This window comes from Polynucleobacter sp. MWH-Aus1W21, assembly GCF_018687275.1.
Classification (GTDB): Bacteria; Pseudomonadota; Gammaproteobacteria; order Burkholderiales; family Burkholderiaceae; genus Polynucleobacter.
In genome coordinates this window covers 694943-712805 of the sequence record NZ_CP061287.1, presented here as the reverse complement: position 1 = coordinate 712805, position 17863 = coordinate 694943, and the positions used below count along the sequence as shown (strand labels likewise).

Below are 17863 nucleotides of genomic sequence, written 5' to 3'. Positions count from 1 at the left end.
TTAAGCCCTCTATATTGGGCTGATTTTCGAAAAAATCAAGCCTATATCAACTTGAAGGTAAAAGCTTATCCCAAATTAACGCTTTTTGCCCTTTTTGCCCTTATCAGCATCCACGTAGGGGTTTTTGGCCGTATTCATCTGAATCCGCAAAGGCGTGCCGCGTAACTTAAAGACATCCCTAAAGCGACCTTCTAAGTATCGCTTGTAGCTATCAGTTACCCCGCTCAATGATGTGCCATGAATGACCACAATTGGAGGGTTCATACCCCCTTGATGGGCATAACGCAATTTAGGACGTCCCATGCCAACGCGTTTTGGCTGCTGATGCTCAATTGCTTCTTGCAAGATACGGGTCAAACGTGGGGTCGGCAACTTAGCCATAGCTGCAGCGTATGCAGAATCCACATCTTTAAATAGCTCTTTTAGACCTGTGCCTTTTTTGGCTGAGATCGGATGAACGTTTGCGAAATCTAAGAAGCGTAGTTTTTGTGCAATCTCTAAGCGAGCGCGCTCTTTTACATACGCATCAATACCATCCCACTTATTGACTGCCACCACTAGCGCACGGCCAGCTTCAACAATAAATCCTGCTATATGGGCATCTTGCTCAGAAATATCTTGCTGAGCATCCAACATCAAGATCACAACATTACAGTCAGCAATAGCCTGCAATGTTTTAACAACAGAAAACTTTTCAATTGCTTCAAACACTTTGCCACGACGGCGAAGACCTGCGGTATCAACCAGTATGTAAGGCTTACCATTGCGCTCAAAGGGAACTTCAATTGCATCGCGCGTTGTACCTGGCATATCAAAGGCAATCACGCGCTCCTCACCGATCAACTTATTGATCAATGTGGATTTACCGACGTTTGGACGACCTACCACCGCAATCTTCATTGGGCGATTTGGATCGCTTGCTAATTCATCTTCGTCTGGCTCTGCGATGCCTAAAGAATCCAATGCATCATCAATCAAACCACGCACACCATCACCGTGAGCAGAAGAAATTGGGAAAGGCTCACCTAAACCCAGCTCATGAAAGTCTGCAGTAACAACGCCGGCCTGCATGCCTTCGGTTTTGTTTACAGCCAGAATGACTGGGCGCCCGGTCTTGCGCAAGAAGTCTGCAATCACGCGGTCTTGCGGCGCCATACCTAAACGACCATCCACCAGGAAAATGACGATATCTGATTCAGCAACAGCCTGCTTGGTTTGCTTCGCCATTTCGGCAACAATGCCAGTCTTGGCAACTGGCTCAAAACCACCGGTATCTACGCAAATAAACGCGCGCTCACCAATGCGTCCTTTGCCATAGTGTCGATCCCTGGTTAAACCAGAAAAATCTGCCACCAAGGCATCACGTGAACGCGTTAAGCGATTAAAGAGGGTCGACTTCCCCACGTTGGGACGGCCGACAATAGTGATGACTGGATTCATTTTGGACTGTACGCCGCTATTTTTCCACCTTGAGATTGAACCAAGATGAGGCCACCTACCGCTATAGGGGCAGCCGAGATTGGACTACTGTCATGACGAATACGTGCAACCATCTCACCATTCGCCTGTGAAAATGCATGGATATACCCTTGAGCATCACCCATTAATAAAACTCTACCTACTGCAAGCGACTCACCCACATCGCGGAAAGTTAAATCAGTATTTTCCCAAACCTGAGTGCCATCCTTGGTTGCAAAAGCAGTCACATGAGATTTTTCATTGGCTGAGAAAACCATATCCGTACTTTGGGATGTACCGGTATAGCTTGAGTAATCCTTAAACCATAAAAGATTGCCTGTTCGCGCCTGACCACAACCAATGCGGCCTTGATAAGAAACTGCGCAGAGAATCTCTCCTTCCATACTAGGCTTAGCGGTAACATCATTCAGGCGTTCAATTTCTGAAAAGCCTTTTGGAAAAGAAACCGGGGTCTCCCAAACTAAGCCACCATTGGCAATCGCAATCATGCCAAAACGTCCACCCGTAAAACCGGTAACAATGACTTCGTTACCAATAGGCAACATGCCATAACCTACACGCAATGACAGGGCCGACTGCTGGCGCTGATATGTCCACTTACGTACGCCAGTTTGAGCATCCAAGCCAACAAAACGATTGTCTAGCGCTCGCACTATGACTATGCCGCCAGCAACTACCGGCTCGCTCAATACTTCGCTGCCGACACTGACTTTCCAAATCTGTTTGCCTGTGTCGTCATAAGCATAGACAGTGCCTTTGATAGTCACTACAACAGTGGTGCGGCCATCGGATCCGGGGCCAACAGATAAACGCTCTGGCACTGATGCTTCCCACACTTTGTTACCTGATGCCAAATCAATTTTAACTAAGTTACCTCGATGAGAGGCAACATATACCGCATCGCCAGCAACAATGGGATGGAAGTTAAAGCCTTCTGATGAACCCACATTAGTGGACCATACCGGCTGCATATCAAATTGATTCGTAACCGCCGTCAACTCAGAAGGCTTTCTCACGCGAGAGCTGCCGGAGCAAGCAACTAAAGCTATTACCACGGACCCCAATACCAAGGCGGCGCCTATACGCATCGGCAAACGCTTCATATCTTTAGTCATCACTGAGCAACTCCTCCAACGGCATCCAATTTAACCTTTAAGAGACGACGCGCCTCCTCCGGAAATTCTTTTGCTTGATCTAATTTCTTCCAAGCTTCTTGATAACTCTGCTTTGCTTGCTCATTTTTCTTTTGTGCCAAATACCAATCGCCACGACGCTCAAGCCAGAGGGACTCAAAACCAGCGATAGGCTTCTGATTGAGAATTTGATCTGCCTCAGCAAAATCTTTTTCCCCACCCTGTTCAATGAGCTGTGTCACTAAACGTAACTTAGCCAGCGCTAAATATCCGTCATTTGATGCATTCTTAGCAGCCCAACGCAGATACCCCATAGCTTTATTAGCGTCACCAGCATCTGATGCAATACGCGCAGCAATTAAACTAGACATCGCTGCATAGGGTGTGCGACCAAAATCTTTTTGCAAATCATCTGCGGCACGCAAGGTTTGATCTTTATCACCTTTTGCAATTGCGCCGACCATCGTTTCATAGAGCTTAGAAGCTTCAAGTGCCTGGCTATTGCGCCACCACTGATACCCACTATAAGCAGCATAGGCCAATAAAGCGGCAGTAACCACGCCTGTAATGAGATTGCGATATTTTTGCCAAAACGCTTTGAATTGGTCTAATTGTTCTTGTTCTTCTAGATCTAAAGGCATGTCAATCCAAACTAATTAATAAGTTATTTATCGGTATTAGGTTAATTCTATTCGGAGGCGCCTACCAGGGCATCAATTGCTGCCCCTAGGACATCATCCAAAGGCACGGACTTTTGTTCACCGGTTCCACGCAAGTCCTTGAGTTGCGCCTCATTCCTCGCCAATTCATCAGGACCAATAATGACCGCAAAAGCAGCACCACTACTGTCGGCCTTCTTCATTTGAGACTTGAAGCTAGCAGATTGACCATCTGGAGGGCAGAAAAGAATCGTATCGATTCCGGCGCTGCGTAAACGCTCGGCAATAATCATGGCGGCCGTCAAAGTCTCACCACCTTGATGCAAAACAAAAATATCACACTGAGCTTGCACTTCCGGCAAAGAACCAGAAACTTTCATGAGCTCAAGCACACGCTCCATACCCATTGCCCAGCCGCAAGCAGGAGCGGCTTTGCCACCCATACGCTCGATCAATGGATCGTAACGGCCACCACCTGCGATAGTGCCCTGAGCACCTAATTCATCTGTCACCCACTCAAATACAGTGAGGTTGTAATAATCCAAGCCACGAACTAAACGGGGATTAATTTTGCAAGGGATGTTATTGGCTTTAAGCAATGCTTGCACCGCATTGAAATGCTTCAGTGACTCTTCGCCCAAGAAATCTAATAATTTTGGCGCGCCCTCGATCAATGCCTGCATCTCTGGGTTTTTAGAATCCAAAATACGTAATGGATTTGTAATCAGACGGCGTTGTGAGTCCTCGTCTAACTGTGTTTTGTTCTTCTCAAAGTACGTTACCAGGGCCGCGCGATGCTCTGCACGCTCAGGCGCCTGGCCCAGGGAGTTAATCTCTAAACGAACGCCCTTCAGACCCAGCTCATCCCATAGGCGTTGACCCATAAGGATGATTTCTGCATCGATATCAGGACCGGCAAAGCCTAAGGCTTCAATACCAAACTGGTGGAACTGGCGATAGCGACCACGCTGTGGACGCTCATGACGGAACATCGGACCTGTATACCAGAGACGCTTTGGTCCTTCGTACAGCAAATTATTTTCAATAACGGAACGCACTAATGCAGCTGTACCCTCAGGGCGCAAAGTCAGCTGTTCGCCATTCAATCGATCTTCAAAGGAATACATTTCCTTCTCAACGATATCGGTCACCTCGCCAATGCCGCGCTGAAATACTGCCGTCGCTTCCACAATAGGCGTTCTCAAAAACTCATAACCATAAGCGCGAGTGAGGTCACGCAAAACATGTTCGAGGTGAGCCCATTGAGCAGCATCAGCTGGCAGCAAATCATTCATGCCGCGCACACCGTTAATTTTCTGCGTCTTTTGAGCTTTATCTTTTACGTTTTGATCAGTCATTTTTATTATTGTTTTGTTATTACTTCAATTAAAACTATTTAATTCTTGGCCGCATAGTTTTGTTTCACGTATTCATCAACAATCACTTGGAACTCTTCAGCAATTCTCTCACCACGCAATGTTTTTACCTTAACGCCATCCACAAATACAGGGGCAGCAGGCGTTTCACCCGTTCCAGGCAATGAAATGCCAATATTGGCATGCTTACTCTCACCCGGACCATTGACGATACAGCCCATTACCGCCACATTCATATTCTCTACGCCTGGATGGGTTTTCTTCCAAACCGGCATTTGTTGACGTAAGTACGACTGAATATTGGCTGCCAATTCCTGGAAAGTAGTACTAGTTGTTCTACCGCAACCAGGACAAGCAATCACCATCGGCGTGAAATTACGTAAACCCATGGTTTGCAGTATTTCTTGCGCGACGATCACTTCGTTTTCGCGAGGAGCGCCTGGGTCGGGCGTTAATGAAACGCGAATCGTATCTCCAATACCCTCTTGCAACAAGATACCCATTGCAGCAGTTGAAGAAACAATTCCCTTGCTACCCATACCCGCTTCAGTTAAACCTAAATGCAGTGGATAGTCAGAGCGACGAGTGAGGTCGCGATATACAGCTACGAGGTCCTGCACATTACTTACTTTGCAAGATAATAAAATTTGATCAGGGTTCATGCCCAACTCAACTGCTTTTTCTGCAGACTGCAACGCAGATTGAATCAAAGCCTCAATCATCACTTCTTGCGCAGTCTTTGGAACTGCTAAAGCCGCATTGCTATCCATGATGGAAGCCAAGAGCTCTTGATCTAAGCTACCCCAGTTCACACCAATCCGAATCGGCTTGTCGTATTTACACGCGGCTTCGATCATTTGGGCAAATTGCGGATCACGCTTAGCGCCCTTACCCACATTGCCCGGATTAATACGATATTTAGAGAGCGCCTTTGCACACTCTGGAAAATCATTTAATAAAGTGTGGCCGTTGTAGTGAAAGTCGCCAATCAAAGGCACCAACACATCCATCTTATCTAACTGCTCGCGAATATAAGGAACTGCAGCAGCAGCTTCTGGCGTATTGACAGTAATGCGAACCATCTCTGAACCAGCGCGCGCCAATTCCTTGACTTGAATTGCTGTACCAACTGCATCGGCAGTGTCAGTATTCGTCATCGACTGTACGCGCACTGGAGCATCACCACCCACAGTAATGATGTTGGTTTTCCAGGCGACAGTTGCCTGACGGGTTGCTCTCTTAGGAGAAGGTCCCAGTGGAAGTGGTGGTAAAGAATTATTAGAGCTCATAGAATCTACTGACTAGGATCTAGTCTTTAATTTAATTTTTTGAGCCACTCAATGGGGTGCTCATTTGACTGTTTATCGGATAACACTTCTTCGATTTCGATCTCGGCACTGTGGACATCGCGTTCACGAACTCGAGTGCGGTCGACCACGTCCCCCGCTAACTGACCGCAGGCTGCAGCAATATCATCACCGCGAGTCTTGCGAACTGTCGCTACCATACCGGCATCAAGGAGAATGCTGGCAAACGCATTTACACGCTGCGCTGACGAGCGCTTTAGGCCAGACTCTGGGAACGGATTAAATGGAATGAGATTGATTTTGCACTTAATGTTTCTCAGTAAGCGCACTAATTCCTTTGCTTGGATGTCGGAGTCATTTACACCATCGAGCATGCAATATTCAAAAGTTAGAAAGTCTCTTGGCGCAAATGGTAAGTAGCGCTCACAAGCATCCAGCAATTCACGCAGAGGATATTTTTGGTTCAGTGGCACTAGCTGATCACGCAATGCATCATTCGGCGCATGTAAGGAAACTGCCAATGCCACTGGACAATCTTGTGCCAGACGATCAATCATCGGCACCACGCCTGAAGTTGAAACGGTCACACGACGGCGGGACAAACCATAAGCCCTGTCATCAAGCATGAGACGCAATGCAGAAAGAACGTTGTCGTAATTAAGTAATGGCTCGCCCATTCCCATCATCACCACATTTGAAATCACACGACCCGTATGTTCCCAGCCTGGAGTAGGAAATTTTTCAATACGACGAATGGCCTCGGGGTCGTTGCGTAAAAGATGTTCGGCGAACCAAAGTTGTCCAATAATTTCACCGGAAGTGAGATTGCGCGAGAAGCCTTGATGCCCAGTTGAGCAAAAACGGCAATTAACTGCGCAACCTGCCTGAGAAGAGATACATAAAGTGCCTCGATCATCCTCAGGAATAAAGACGGACTCCACCGCGTTACCAGCACCCACGTCCAGCAACCACTTACGGGTGCCGTCTAGCGCATGCTCATCTTTAATTACGGGGAGAGAAAGTACCTCTGCTTTATCTAGCAAAGTCGCTCTAAAGCTTTTTGCTAAATCACTCATGTCATTAATGTCTGATACACCACGTTGATGTATCCACTGCATGAGTTGCTTAGCCCTAAAGGGCTTTTCATTCAACCCCGCGACATACGCTGCCATTTGGTCAGCGTCAAAATCTAAGAGATTTACGCGCGGGGAGGTCAATGCGACTACTTATAGATAAATAGCTAATCGATTAATCAGTGATTAACGATTGAAAACATTCATGCCAGGGAAGAAGAAAGCAACTTCCACAGCAGCTGTTTCAGGAGCGTCAGAACCGTGAACAGCATTTGCATCAATACTGTCTGCAAAGTCAGCACGGATTGTGCCTTTTTCTGCCTTCTTAGGATCAGTAGCGCCCATTAAGTCACGATTCTTAGCAATAGCGCCTTCGCCTTGCAATACTTGAATCATTACAGGACCAGAGATCATGAAGTTCACCAAGTCTTTGAAGAAAGGACGATCTTTGTGAACACCATAGAACTGCTCTGCTTCGTTTTGTGACAAATGCGCCATTCTGGAAGCAACGATCTTCAAACCAGCAGATTCGAAACGGTCATAGATTTTGCCGATGACGTTTTTAGCGACAGCATCAGGTTTGATAATAGAAAGGGTGCGTTCAATTGCCATTCAAGACTCCAATAGTGATTTCAAAGGTATTTGCCAGTCCGGGGCTATAAGCCACCCCAGTCCAGCGACCCCCAAATTATACATTGCCTGACAGTATTTACCCCTATGTCCGTAGGGCTAAGCCCTTGAATTTACAGGGCATAAGCCTTTAATTTGTAGGTCTTTTTGATGGGGGCTTGAAATTTAGGTGTTTTGTCTATACTTAGTGTCAACAGCCCTACATGGGCTCTTGTAATAACCATTAAAAAGAAGGAGTCAACATGAGTGATCTGAACTCTTACGGCTTTGGCCAGGCCGGCTCAATTAGTACCATCCAGGTACGCAACCGCGTACTCCGCAATACCTATGCGCTCTTAGCGCTATCCATGGTGCCTACTGTCATTGGTGCCTGGCTCGGCGTTGCCATGGGATTGAATCTCTTCGCAGGTAGCCCATTCATCGGCTTTATCGTGTTCATGGCAGTTGCCTTTGGCTTCTTTTGGGCAATTGAAAAGAATAAAGATACTGGTGTAGGTGTACTTCTACTCCTAGGCTTTACCTTCTTCATGGGCATCATGATGTCTCGCTTGGTTGGGTTTACGCTAAACAGCTATAGCAATGGCGCAACTCTCATCATGTTGTCATTTGGCGGCACTGCTGCAATCTTTGCCACTATGGCAACCATTGCAACTGTAAGTAAGAGCGACTTTGCTGGCATGGGTAAGTGGCTCATGGTTGGCGTGCTGCTCTTGATCGTTGCCTCTTTGGCAAACATCTGGTTGCAACTACCTGCTTTGATGCTGACTGTGATGGTTCTAGCTATCGCAATCTTCTCAGCCTTTATCCTGGTTGATGTACAGCGCGTGATCAACGGCGGCGAGACTAACTACATCATGGCTACATTAGCTATTTACCTGGATGTGTATAACGTCTTTACCAACTTACTTGCCCTCTTGGGTATTGTTGGCGGCAATAGAGATTAAGTAATACTAAGAACTGAAGTGTGATGTTCTCTGAAGGCGCCTGCGGGCGCCTTTTTCTTTACCGTGATTCTGCTAACGCGCTTGCAGTTAAACAATTAAGCCGCTACGAACATGCTTACAGCGTAAGACAGTGCCATCAAAATCAATAAGAGGGCAAAACTATCTGAGGCTTTCATGACAGACTCCCAAAAGTAATGTAGAGGTTAGGCAGCAACATAACTCTGCGCAAGTTCAATTTACTCCTGGGTGGGGATGAGATATTTATTGGACGCACTGGATTCAGGCTCTAGGCACTAAATTGGGGCAATCCATGGTATTCAATGGGGAGGATGCCCTTGAATAAATGCTTGAGACTATTACAACCGATCAAATACCGCCATAGACTCCACATGCGAAGTATGGGGAAACATATTAATAATTCCCGCACTACTTAAGGAGTAGCCTGCTTGGTGGCAGAGAATTTCCACATCCCTTGCTAGTGTTTTGGGGTTGCATGAGACATACACAATGCGCCGAGGGAGCAAATTGCTTTGCTGTAGATGCAATTCAGCTAGCGCCTTACAAATCTCCATCGCACCTTCACGTGGCGGGTCCATTAACCAGCGCTCCGCTTTTCCCCAAGACTCAATCGTTTCTGTTGTCACATCAAACAAATCACTTTGCATAAAGCTGGCCTTATCAACTAGGCCGTTATGTTCTGCATTTTCTTTTGCTCTGGTGGTTAAGCTTGCTAAGCCCTCAATGCCTAAAACCTGTTTTGCTTTTCTAGCAAGCGGTAATGTGAAGTTACCAATGCCACAAAATAAATCGAGCACACGATCGGTTGAGCCCACCTCCAGCAAGCGAATCGCCCTACTCACTAATGCCCGATTCATCATGTGATTGACCTGAGTAAAGTCTGCGGGCTTAAAAGGCATTTCGATTTCAAATTCAGGTAGTCGGTAACAGAGCTTACCGGTCACAGGATAAAACGGTGCTACCGTCTCAATGCCTTTAGGTTGGAGCCAAATCCAGACCTGATGCCGATCTGCAAACTCTCGTAACAGCTGTTCGTCATCTGCTGTCAGGGGCTTGAGATTACGGAACACCAATGCGGTCACTGGCTTTGATTTTGTAGGATCTTCTGATGTCGAATCCTCTGGCTCGCCCACTGCAATTTCAATCTGCGGCATGCGATCGACAATAGACAATCCCATCACCAATTTGCGCATCTCAGGCAATAAGTCAGATACATGCTTTGGCAGAATCTCACAGGCGAGCATGTCAGCAACATAGCCGCTCTTACCTTCATGAAAGCCGATCAATACCGTGCCTTTTTTGATAGAGCGATTAACGGCACTTAAGCGTGCACGATGGCGGTATTCCCAAGTAGGCCCACCCATCGGGCGCAGAATTTCTCCTGGTTTTACTTTTGCGATGTGTTGCAAATCGTCTTCGAGTACACGCTGCTTCATAGCAACTTGCGCACGTATATCTAAATGCTGCATCGTGCAGCCACCGCAAATACCAAAGGCTTTACATTTGGGCTCGGCCCGAAATACTGCAGACTTGAGAATCTCACGTACTTTGGCTTTGCTAAAGCGAGCTTTGTCACTGGTGATGGTGTAAGTCACCAGCTCAGTTGGCAATGCACCTTTAATAAATATGACTTTGCCACTTTGACCCTGGGCTAGCTCTTCCTCATTAGGCGTTAAACGCGCAATTCCTTGAGCATCGAGATCTAAGGCTTCAACTTTGATTGGCTCAGTCACCTCAATATTGACTGGCTTATCCCCTCTACGCATCAGCTGAGAAACCCTGAAGATATTCTTGCCATTGACCGCCATTCGGCTCTTTAGATTCTTTTTCTAAATAGGCTTTTACAAACCCAATCTCCTCTTGGTATTCTTCCAGAGAGAAGCCACCACGTAGTAACTGAAAGCGGCAGTACATGAGATAAGTATTGACCACATCAGTCTCACAGTAACGGCGAATGTCATTAATCTTGCCACCCTGATAGGCCGGCCATACTTGACTGCCGTCCATACCCATCTTGCCGGGAAAACCACACAACTTAGCTAAACCATCTAATGGTGCATTGGCGCGACCATTAAATTTGGCAAGCAAATCCATCATATCCAGATGACGCATGTGATATCGACTAATGTAGTTATTCCACTTAAATTCACGACTATCAGACTCTTGGCTCTCGCCCATCTCCCAATAGCGTGGCGCTTGAATATGGTTAGCCAAAGCGCGATAGTGCAATACCGGCAGGTCAAAGCCGCTGCCATTCCAAGAAACCAATTGCGGCGTGTACTTTTCGATTAAATCAAAAAAGGCTTGAACTAAAACCTTTTCATCATCTTGAGGGGTGCCCAAGGTACCCACTTTAATTTGTGGCAAACCTTCCTTGGTGGTTCTACGAATCACACAAGATATCGCCACAATCTTTTGTAGAAACAAGGGCAAAAATTCACTACCGGTTTTAGCAGCACGTTCTGCCATAACTTTGCTAGCCACATCGGCATCACTCATTGAGTCTGGAAGATCTTCCAGACGGCGCAGCCCTACTACATCAGGAATGGTTTCAATATCAAATACAAGGACGGTGGCCATACGTGCTTACTACAAAGTTACTGCAAGTAGGGCGTTGGATTAACTGGTTTTCCGTTAACGCGTAGCTCAAAATGCAACTTGATTGCGTTGGCATCTGTATCGCCCATCTCAGCAATTCTTTGGCCCTTACGAACAGAATCACCCTCTTTTACTAAGAGCTTACTATTGTGAGCGTAAGCAGTGAGATAAGTGTTGTCATGTTTAACAATGACTAAATTGCCATAACCACGCAAGCTATTGCCGGCGTAAACCACTTTGCCATCAGATGCTGCAAGAACAGGTTCGCCAACTTTGCCGGCAATATCAATACCTTTATTGGTCTCACTAAACTCAGCAATGACCTTACCCTTTGCTGGCCAAGATAAACGAATGCCTGGCTCAGCAACGACTTCCGTTTTTGCTGGCTCCGGGGTGGATGCTGTAGCTGAAGTACTTGGCTTATCTGCTACAAGCTTTTTATCAACCACAACAGCAGGCTTTGAACCTCCAGGCGCTTTAATCAAAATCAAATCACCCACTTCAATGACATTCGAATTAAAGCTGGGGTTAATGTCTTTATTCCACTGAGCAACATCACGCGGCGCCTGACCATGATCTAGAGCAATACGTGCCAAGGTGTCGCCTTTTTTAACTCGATAGTAACCGGCCGGCGTTGGCTCACTCGACCCACCACTGCGATCAGTCACGCTAGCAGGCTTCGCACGCTGCGTGGAACAACCCACCATCAACATCAAGGATGCTGACATGAGGGCTATAAGAAAAGATTTAAATAAGGTACTTGGCATTAAATTGGGTTCTGAATTATTGAATTCATCATAGATCTCATACTACCCCTGATTGTAAGGGGACAAAAAAGACCTCGTCCAGCACCGTTCTTTGATAGCGCTGAGAACTCATCCTCTCCACCATAACAAGCTGTTGCTCTTTGTCATTTTTGGCAACTGGAGCAACCAGGCGACCGCCTATCGATAGCTGGTCAAGTAAGGCATCCGGAATCCCCAAGCCTGCTGCAGCCAAAATAATCCCGTCAAATGGCGCAGCTTGAGGCAAACCTAAGATGCCATCACCATAAATCAAACGCAGATTATTGATTCGAAATGGGCGCAACTTTGCCCTCGCCATATCATGCAGAGAGCGTATACGCTCAATAGAGTAAACCTCATCCGCTAGCAAACTGAGAACAGCCGCTTGATAACCGCAACCAGTACCTATCTCCAGCACTTTGCCAAGCTTATGCTTAGGTTTATGCAGCAATTCAATCATGCGCGCCACTACAGATGGCTTGGAAATGGTTTGCTCATGACCGATTGGCAAGGCAGTGTCTTCATAAGCCTGGGCATGCAATCCTGCATCCATAAAGGCGTGCCTTGGAACGGTAGCGATTGCTTCTAAAGTTTTACCGTGCTTCACGCCACCTGCATGCACTTTTGCAGCAAGTGCTTGCCGATAGGCGGCAAAGCGTTCTGTCGGAGCCTTCAACCGCGATCCCATCCATTTGCGCGCATCGCCGCTAAACGCGCATGATGAGTTAAATCCAATTGCATCGGCGTGATAGAAATACAGCCTTCAGCAACCGCATGAAAGTCAGTACCTTCGGAGCCTTCTTTAACATCACCTGCAGCGCCAATCCAATAAATCTTATCGCCGCGGGGGCTATCTTGCACCACTACAGGCTGCGAATGGTGGCGATTACCCAGACGGGTTACGCGCCAACGATAAAGATCAGCGTAAGGACGATTTGGAATATTGACGTTGAGTAGTGTTGCTACACCATCAGCATGATTTTTACTTAAAGCTGAAACCAGCATTTGTGCCACTACATCATGCGCTGCTTTGGCAGCATCCTCAATGCGATTCCAGCCACGATCAATTTGTGAGAAAGCAATGCCTGGCACTCCAAACATCACACCCTCAACCGCAGCGGCTACCGTACCAGAGTAAAGGGTGTCTTCACCCATGTTCTCGCCTTGGTTAATGCCTGAGATCACTAAATCTGGCTTCTCATCCAGAAAACCAGTCATCGCAACGTGCACGCAATCCGTTGGCGTACCATTGATAAAGAAGAATCCATCACGCTCGCCACCGGCCACTCGATGTATTGAGAGAGGCCTTGAAAGCGTCAAAGAATTAGATGCGCCGCTATGGTTTTGCTCGGGAGCAATCACCGTAATACGACCCAAAGGACGTACCGCATTTACTAAAGCCAATAATCCAGGAGCTAAATAGCCATCATCATTGGAGACCAAGATGTGCGGTTGACGATTGCTCATGACGATTTAGCTCTTTCTATTGGCTAATGAATTAAAAACGTTTAAATATTGCTTGCTGGAGTCAACGAACGAGCTCGAAACCAGCCATAAATAACTGGCAATACCAATAGAGTCAAGATCGTGGTGGTTACCATGCCACCCACAATGACCAATGCCAAAGGCCGTTGCGCCTCTGATCCAATAGAGTGGGATAAGGCAGCTGGTAAAAGACCTAAACCTGATAGGGCTGCGGTCATTAATACTGGGCGAACGCGCAACGAAGCGCCCTCCACCATGATGTCTTTCATCTGGCCATGTTCAGTAGCGGCTGTCTTATTAATAAAAGAAATCAGAATCACGCCGTCCTGAATGGCAATGCCAAAGAGCGATAAGAATCCAAAGAATGCAGAGATACTTAAGGTCTCGCCTGCAAGATGCAATGCAATCACACCACCAATTGCGGCAAATGGCACATTGATCATGACAATGAAGGCATCGCGGAAGTTGCCAAATGCACTCACAAGCAATAAGAAGATGCCCAACAATGCCAGTGGCACGATCAGCATCAACTTCTTCTGAGCTTGCTTCATTTGATTGAATTGGCCATCCCAGCTAATTGAATAGTTTGGCGGCAAAGTAATATTTTTCTCAACTAAGAACTGGGCATCCTCTACAGCGCTACCCAGATCGCGATTACGAACGCTAAACTTGATCGCAATATAACGCTTGCCTGCTTCGCGATAGATGAAGAATGGGCCATCCGTTAAACGAACGCTAGCCACCATCGACAAAGGAATCTTAGTGCCATCGGGCGCCTCCACTAATAATTGGCCAATATCAGCCACGTCATTACGGCTACCCTCATTCAGCCTCACAGCAATACCAAACGTTTTTTCATCTTCCAGTAAATTGGTCACTGCAGCGCCGCCAATAGCGTTTGCAACCACGGTCTGAATATCGTTGACATTAATTCCGTAGCGAGCTGCGCGATCACGATCAATCTGAATATTCAGAGTGGGCTGACCTAACTCTTTCAGAATGCCCTCATCTGCTACACCACGAACTTTTTTGAGTTGATCAATGACTTCATGCGCTTTTTGATCCAATACCTCAAGGTCAGTACCGTAAATTTTGACCGAGTTCTCTCCCTTAACACCTGATAGAGCCTCGTTAACGTTATCTTGAATATATTGAGAAAAGCTATAGGTAACTCCAGGAATCTTATTGAGCTCAGTTTCTAGATTTGCAATCAAATCCTTCTTGGAAGACCCGCTAGGCATCTTGTCCGGGCTCTTTAAGTAAAGACCATATTCCTGGTTAAACACGCCAGTAGAGTCGGTGCCATCATCAGGGCGACCAATCTGTGCAGCAACCTTATCAATCTCTGGTTGCTTTAAAAAGGTTTCACGCAATTGATTGGCTACCTTTACCGAGTAATCCAGATCCACAGTATTGGGTAGCGTTACGCGCAGCCAGATATTATTTTCTTCTAGAGTTGGCAAGAATGCGGTACCCAGACGGGTCATACTCAAGAGTGTGATTCCTAATACAAAGACTGCCACTGAAAATACAGTTAATGGACGATCCATCCACCTTCTGAGTAAAGGCTTATAGCCATCCAAAATCTTAGTAATGAATGATGGTGGTTTGTGATGTAGATTTTCACCAAACACCAATGAAATCATCGCCGGCAAGAATGTCAGACTCAAAACCATGGCCGCGATCAAAGCAAAGCCCATCGTAAATGCCATTGGCTTAAAGATGATTCCTTCTACGCCACCCATAAAGAACAATGGCGAATAGGCAACAATGATGATGCCGGTAGAGTAAATCATGGCACGCTGCACTTCACTGGTTGCCAAAATGATGCTTTGATTCAGACGCTTACCACCCTCCTCCAGGTGACGCATGACGTTCTCCGTCAGAATCACTGCTGAGTCAACGATGACACCAAAGTCAATTGCCCCCAAGGAGATTAAATTGGCAGGCACGCTCCATAAGTGCATTTGAATAAACGATACGCACAGCGCCAAAGGAATTACTGCAGCAACCACAGCGGCTGCACGAATATTTCCCAAGAAGAAAAAGAGCACTGCCAATACCAATGAGATGCCGAAGAACAAAGTATGTTTAACGGTACCGATCGTGATATCTAAAAGTACCTGGCGATCGTAGAAAGGCTTGACTTCGATACCAGGAGGAAGAACGTGCCTATTAATATTCTCCACCGTACTGCGTACACGTGCCAATACTTCAGTAGCATTCTCACCACGACGCAGATAAACAATGCCCTCAACCGAATCAGGATTGTCATTGAACTGGAACATGCCAAGACGTGGGGCATTACCAATCTCTACTCGCGCGACATCGCCAATCCGAATTGGCACGCCATTATTAATAGTGACGACCACCTGCTTAATGTCATCGATGCTTTTCAGTAGACCTACGCCACGCACTACAAACTGCTGTTCACCACTAGGTAATAAGCCGCCGCCAGCATTGCTATTGGCATTAGTTAACGCGGTAATCAGCTGATTTACAGAAACACCTTTGGCCTGCAAACTGTCAGGACTCACAATCACTTGATATTGACGAACCTTGCCACCAAAAGAAGAAACATCGGCGACGCCTGGTGTTTGTTTGAGCTCTTTATAGATCTCGTAGTTTTGTAAAGTCTTTAATAAAGTTGAAGATGCATAGTCAGAGCGCACCTCGTAACGCATGATCTCACCGGTTGCATCCGAGTCTGGGCTAATACTAGATGTAACGCCTGGTGGAAAAGCAACGTTTGCTAAGTTAGCTAAAAAGGTTTGGCGAGCCTTAAATGGATCAGCCGTGTCGTTAAATTTGAGAGTAACAACAGATAAACCAAAAAGCGATACCGAACGGAACGCCTGCAACCCTGGAATACCTGCCAAAGCATTCTCAACAGGAATAGTGACCTGCTGCTCTACTTCGGTAGTGCTTCTTCCGGGCCACTGAGAAATCGCCTGAATGGTTAATGGCGCTACGCCAGGATAAGGCTGGATTGGCAGCTTACTCAAACTGAGCATGCCCAAGCCAAGCAATACGATGGACGCAAAAATGACAAGCGCACGCTTCTCAACTACCCCTCGAATAAAGGAGGTGAAAACGCTCACTTAGTCCTCCTGCTTTGCAAAACGATCGTTTAATAAAACTGCGCCTTCGGCCAATATCTGCCAACCCTGCTCAATGCCTTCAGTAATTGCAAAGCTCTTGCTATTAAGGTCATAGCCTTTAACAGGGATGCGACGGAATGTATCTGGGCCAACTTTAACAATAGCGTATCGGTTTTCACGAATTCTCACAATAGCTGATTGTGGAACCACTACAGCATCCGCTGTACCCGTGGTCAATGATGCTGAGGCATACATATCAGGGCGCAGGAGATCATCAGTATTTTCAACATCCGCACGAATCAATAAAGCGCGCGTTTGTGGGTCCACAGTTGGTGCAATGTAGTTAGCGTATGCAATGAATTCTTTTTCTGGATAAGCCTCAAGTCGCAAGATCATCTTTTGACCTTGCTTAATCAAGCGAAAATCTTGTTCGAAGACATTACCCAAGAACCAGAGTTGCTTAGGGTCAGCTAGAGTAGCAATGACATCACCAGAGCTCACAGCAGAGCCTGGCTCGACATTACGCTTCACAACAACCCCTTTTAAAGGAGAACGCATGATTAAATTATTGCTTGTCTTGCCGGTAGTTTCGATGCTCTTGATATCGCCATCGCCAGCGCCCAGATTTCTCATGCGATTTGCGGCAGCTTGCTGAGTAATGCGTGCATCACCCAACAAATCGCTCATGGTTTTATTTGCCTCAAGCACCTTGGCCGTCTTGGAGGATAACAAATACTCTTGCTGCGCAGACAAAAATTCTGGGCTGTACATCTCGACAATTGGGGAGCCAATCTCTACTTGGGCGCCGTCGAAAGCATAAATACGCTCTACACGACCGGGTGCGCGTGCTGATAGCACCTTAGATTTTTCTGCATTAAACGCTAGACGTCCTGGCACTTTGATGTTAACCGGCACCTGTACTTTTTCAGCAGTTTGAAATACATAAATCTCTGGGTTTAACTGAATGCCAGGTAACTTCAATTCAAGCACACCCGTTTTTTCTACTTTAAGCGCTTTGTCGGAAGCCTCAATTTTCACGGTGCGGTTCACATTGGTCGCGCGACCTAATACGATACCCAAAGAAAGAATGGCAAAAGCGAAGGCCGCAAGACGAACGCGATAACGATTTTGCGGCGATAGATTCCAATACAGACCAGCCAAACCTGCAGCAGCTACTTTGATATGGCGCGAACCATGATGCGTGCCCTTCTGCAAATGCGGCTTCAGCTTATCTGAAATTTGTTTTAGAAACGAAAGAATTTTGTCTTTCAAAAC

General features: G+C 46.6%; 14 protein-coding genes and 1 pseudogene. 1 reads left to right on the top strand and 14 read right to left on the bottom strand.

Features of this window, described 5'->3' with window-relative positions; all coding sequences use genetic code 11:
• Positions 1 to 75: 75 nt before the first annotated feature.
• From der to ndk, 7 genes are read right to left on the bottom strand one after another with little or no spacing between them, the layout of a single operon-like run.
• The gene (gene der / locus ICW03_RS03730) at positions 76 to 1440 is read right to left on the bottom strand and encodes a ribosome biogenesis GTPase Der (protein WP_215349156.1); all 1365 of its coding nucleotides are present in this window, start codon (positions 1438 to 1440) and stop codon (positions 76 to 78) included.
• Positions 1437 to 2594 carry an outer membrane protein assembly factor BamB gene (bamB, locus tag ICW03_RS03725; RefSeq protein WP_215350166.1) on the bottom strand — a complete coding sequence of 386 codons (1158 nt, stop codon included), beginning with the start codon at positions 2592 to 2594 and terminating at the stop codon, positions 1437 to 1439. Before bamB ends, der begins: the two co-directional genes overlap by 4 nt.
• A complete protein-coding gene (locus tag ICW03_RS03720; RefSeq protein WP_215349154.1) occupies positions 2594 to 3253 on the bottom strand; it encodes a tetratricopeptide repeat protein in 660 nt (219 codons plus the stop codon). The genes bamB and ICW03_RS03720 overlap by 1 nt, the downstream gene beginning before the upstream one ends.
• A gap of 47 nt (positions 3254 to 3300) precedes the next feature.
• Entirely contained in the window at positions 3301 to 4629 is a 1329-nt protein-coding gene (gene hisS / locus ICW03_RS03715; protein ID WP_215349151.1) for a histidine--tRNA ligase, read from the bottom strand.
• 38 nt (positions 4630 to 4667) lie between these two features.
• Positions 4668 to 5936: a flavodoxin-dependent (E)-4-hydroxy-3-methylbut-2-enyl-diphosphate synthase gene (ispG, locus tag ICW03_RS03710; protein ID WP_215349148.1), complete on the bottom strand. Its 1269-nt coding sequence runs from the start codon at positions 5934 to 5936 to the stop codon at positions 4668 to 4670.
• 26 nt (positions 5937 to 5962) lie between these two features.
• Positions 5963 to 7171, bottom strand: coding sequence for a 23S rRNA (adenine(2503)-C(2))-methyltransferase RlmN (gene rlmN, locus ICW03_RS03705; protein ID WP_215349145.1), 1209 nt, complete (start codon positions 7169 to 7171; stop codon positions 5963 to 5965).
• Positions 7172 to 7213: 42 nt separating this feature from the next.
• Positions 7214 to 7639, bottom strand: coding sequence for a nucleoside-diphosphate kinase (gene ndk, locus ICW03_RS03700; RefSeq protein ID WP_068948326.1), 426 nt, complete (start codon positions 7637 to 7639; stop codon positions 7214 to 7216).
• 260 nt (positions 7640 to 7899) lie between these two features.
• Between ndk and ICW03_RS03695 the strand changes: the two genes are divergently transcribed.
• The gene (locus ICW03_RS03695; protein WP_215349142.1) at positions 7900 to 8601 is read left to right on the top strand and encodes a Bax inhibitor-1 family protein; all 702 of its coding nucleotides are present in this window, start codon (positions 7900 to 7902) and stop codon (positions 8599 to 8601) included.
• A gap of 356 nt (positions 8602 to 8957) precedes the next feature.
• On the opposite strand, the gene rlmD is transcribed toward ICW03_RS03695, so the two are convergent.
• The 7 genes and pseudogenes from rlmD to ICW03_RS03660 form a co-directional block, all read right to left on the bottom strand.
• Positions 8958 to 10385 carry a 23S rRNA (uracil(1939)-C(5))-methyltransferase RlmD gene (gene rlmD, locus ICW03_RS03690; protein WP_215350164.1) on the bottom strand — a complete coding sequence of 476 codons (1428 nt, stop codon included), beginning with the start codon at positions 10383 to 10385 and terminating at the stop codon, positions 8958 to 8960.
• On the bottom strand, positions 10378 to 11199 hold the full coding sequence (locus ICW03_RS03685) for a 3'-5' exonuclease (RefSeq protein ID WP_215349139.1): 822 nt from the start codon (positions 11197 to 11199) through the stop codon (positions 10378 to 10380). Before ICW03_RS03685 ends, rlmD begins: the two co-directional genes overlap by 8 nt.
• Before the next feature lie 17 nt (positions 11200 to 11216).
• Positions 11217 to 11945 (bottom strand): peptidoglycan DD-metalloendopeptidase family protein, encoded by a 729-nt coding sequence (locus tag ICW03_RS03680; protein ID WP_251374458.1) that lies wholly within the window; start codon positions 11943 to 11945, stop codon positions 11217 to 11219.
• 76 nt (positions 11946 to 12021) lie between these two features.
• Positions 12022 to 12645 (bottom strand): annotated as a pseudogene (locus ICW03_RS03675) (protein-L-isoaspartate(D-aspartate) O-methyltransferase); the annotation flags it as partial.
• Between the two features lie 29 nt (positions 12646 to 12674).
• Complete coding sequence (surE, locus tag ICW03_RS03670; protein WP_215349131.1) at positions 12675 to 13469, bottom strand: 5'/3'-nucleotidase SurE; 795 nt, start codon at positions 13467 to 13469, stop codon at positions 12675 to 12677.
• 41 nt (positions 13470 to 13510) lie between these two features.
• Positions 13511 to 16588 carry an efflux RND transporter permease subunit gene (locus ICW03_RS03665; RefSeq protein ID WP_215349128.1) on the bottom strand — a complete coding sequence of 1026 codons (3078 nt, stop codon included), beginning with the start codon at positions 16586 to 16588 and terminating at the stop codon, positions 13511 to 13513.
• Positions 16589 to 17860: an efflux RND transporter periplasmic adaptor subunit gene (locus ICW03_RS03660; protein WP_251374457.1), complete on the bottom strand. Its 1272-nt coding sequence runs from the start codon at positions 17858 to 17860 to the stop codon at positions 16589 to 16591.
• Between the last annotated feature and the right edge of the window lie 3 nt (positions 17861 to 17863).

Coding starts and splice junctions, on each gene's coding strand:
- ispG (WP_215349148.1), bottom strand. CDS start 5,936: ATGAGCTCTAATAATTCTTTACCACCACTTCCACTGGGACCTTCTCCT.
- ICW03_RS03685 (WP_215349139.1), bottom strand. CDS start 11,199: ATGGCCACCGTCCTTGTATTTGATATTGAAACCATTCCTGATGTAGTA.
- der (WP_215349156.1), bottom strand. CDS start 1,440: ATGAATCCAGTCATCACTATTGTCGGCCGTCCCAACGTGGGGAAGTCG.
- bamB (WP_215350166.1), bottom strand. CDS start 2,594: ATGACTAAAGATATGAAGCGTTTGCCGATGCGTATAGGCGCCGCCTTG.
- ICW03_RS03680 (WP_251374458.1), bottom strand. CDS start 11,945: ATGTCAGCATCCTTGATGTTGATGGTGGGTTGTTCCACGCAGCGTGCG.
- ICW03_RS03720 (WP_215349154.1), bottom strand. CDS start 3,253: ATGCCTTTAGATCTAGAAGAACAAGAACAATTAGACCAATTCAAAGCG.
- surE (WP_215349131.1), bottom strand. CDS start 13,469: ATGAGCAATCGTCAACCGCACATCTTGGTCTCCAATGATGATGGCTAT.
- hisS (WP_215349151.1), bottom strand. CDS start 4,629: ATGACTGATCAAAACGTAAAAGATAAAGCTCAAAAGACGCAGAAAATT.
- ndk (WP_068948326.1), bottom strand. CDS start 7,639: ATGGCAATTGAACGCACCCTTTCTATTATCAAACCTGATGCTGTCGCT.
- rlmD (WP_215350164.1), bottom strand. CDS start 10,385: ATGCGTAGAGGGGATAAGCCAGTCAATATTGAGGTGACTGAGCCAATC.
- ICW03_RS03695 (WP_215349142.1), top strand. CDS start 7,900: ATGAGTGATCTGAACTCTTACGGCTTTGGCCAGGCCGGCTCAATTAGT.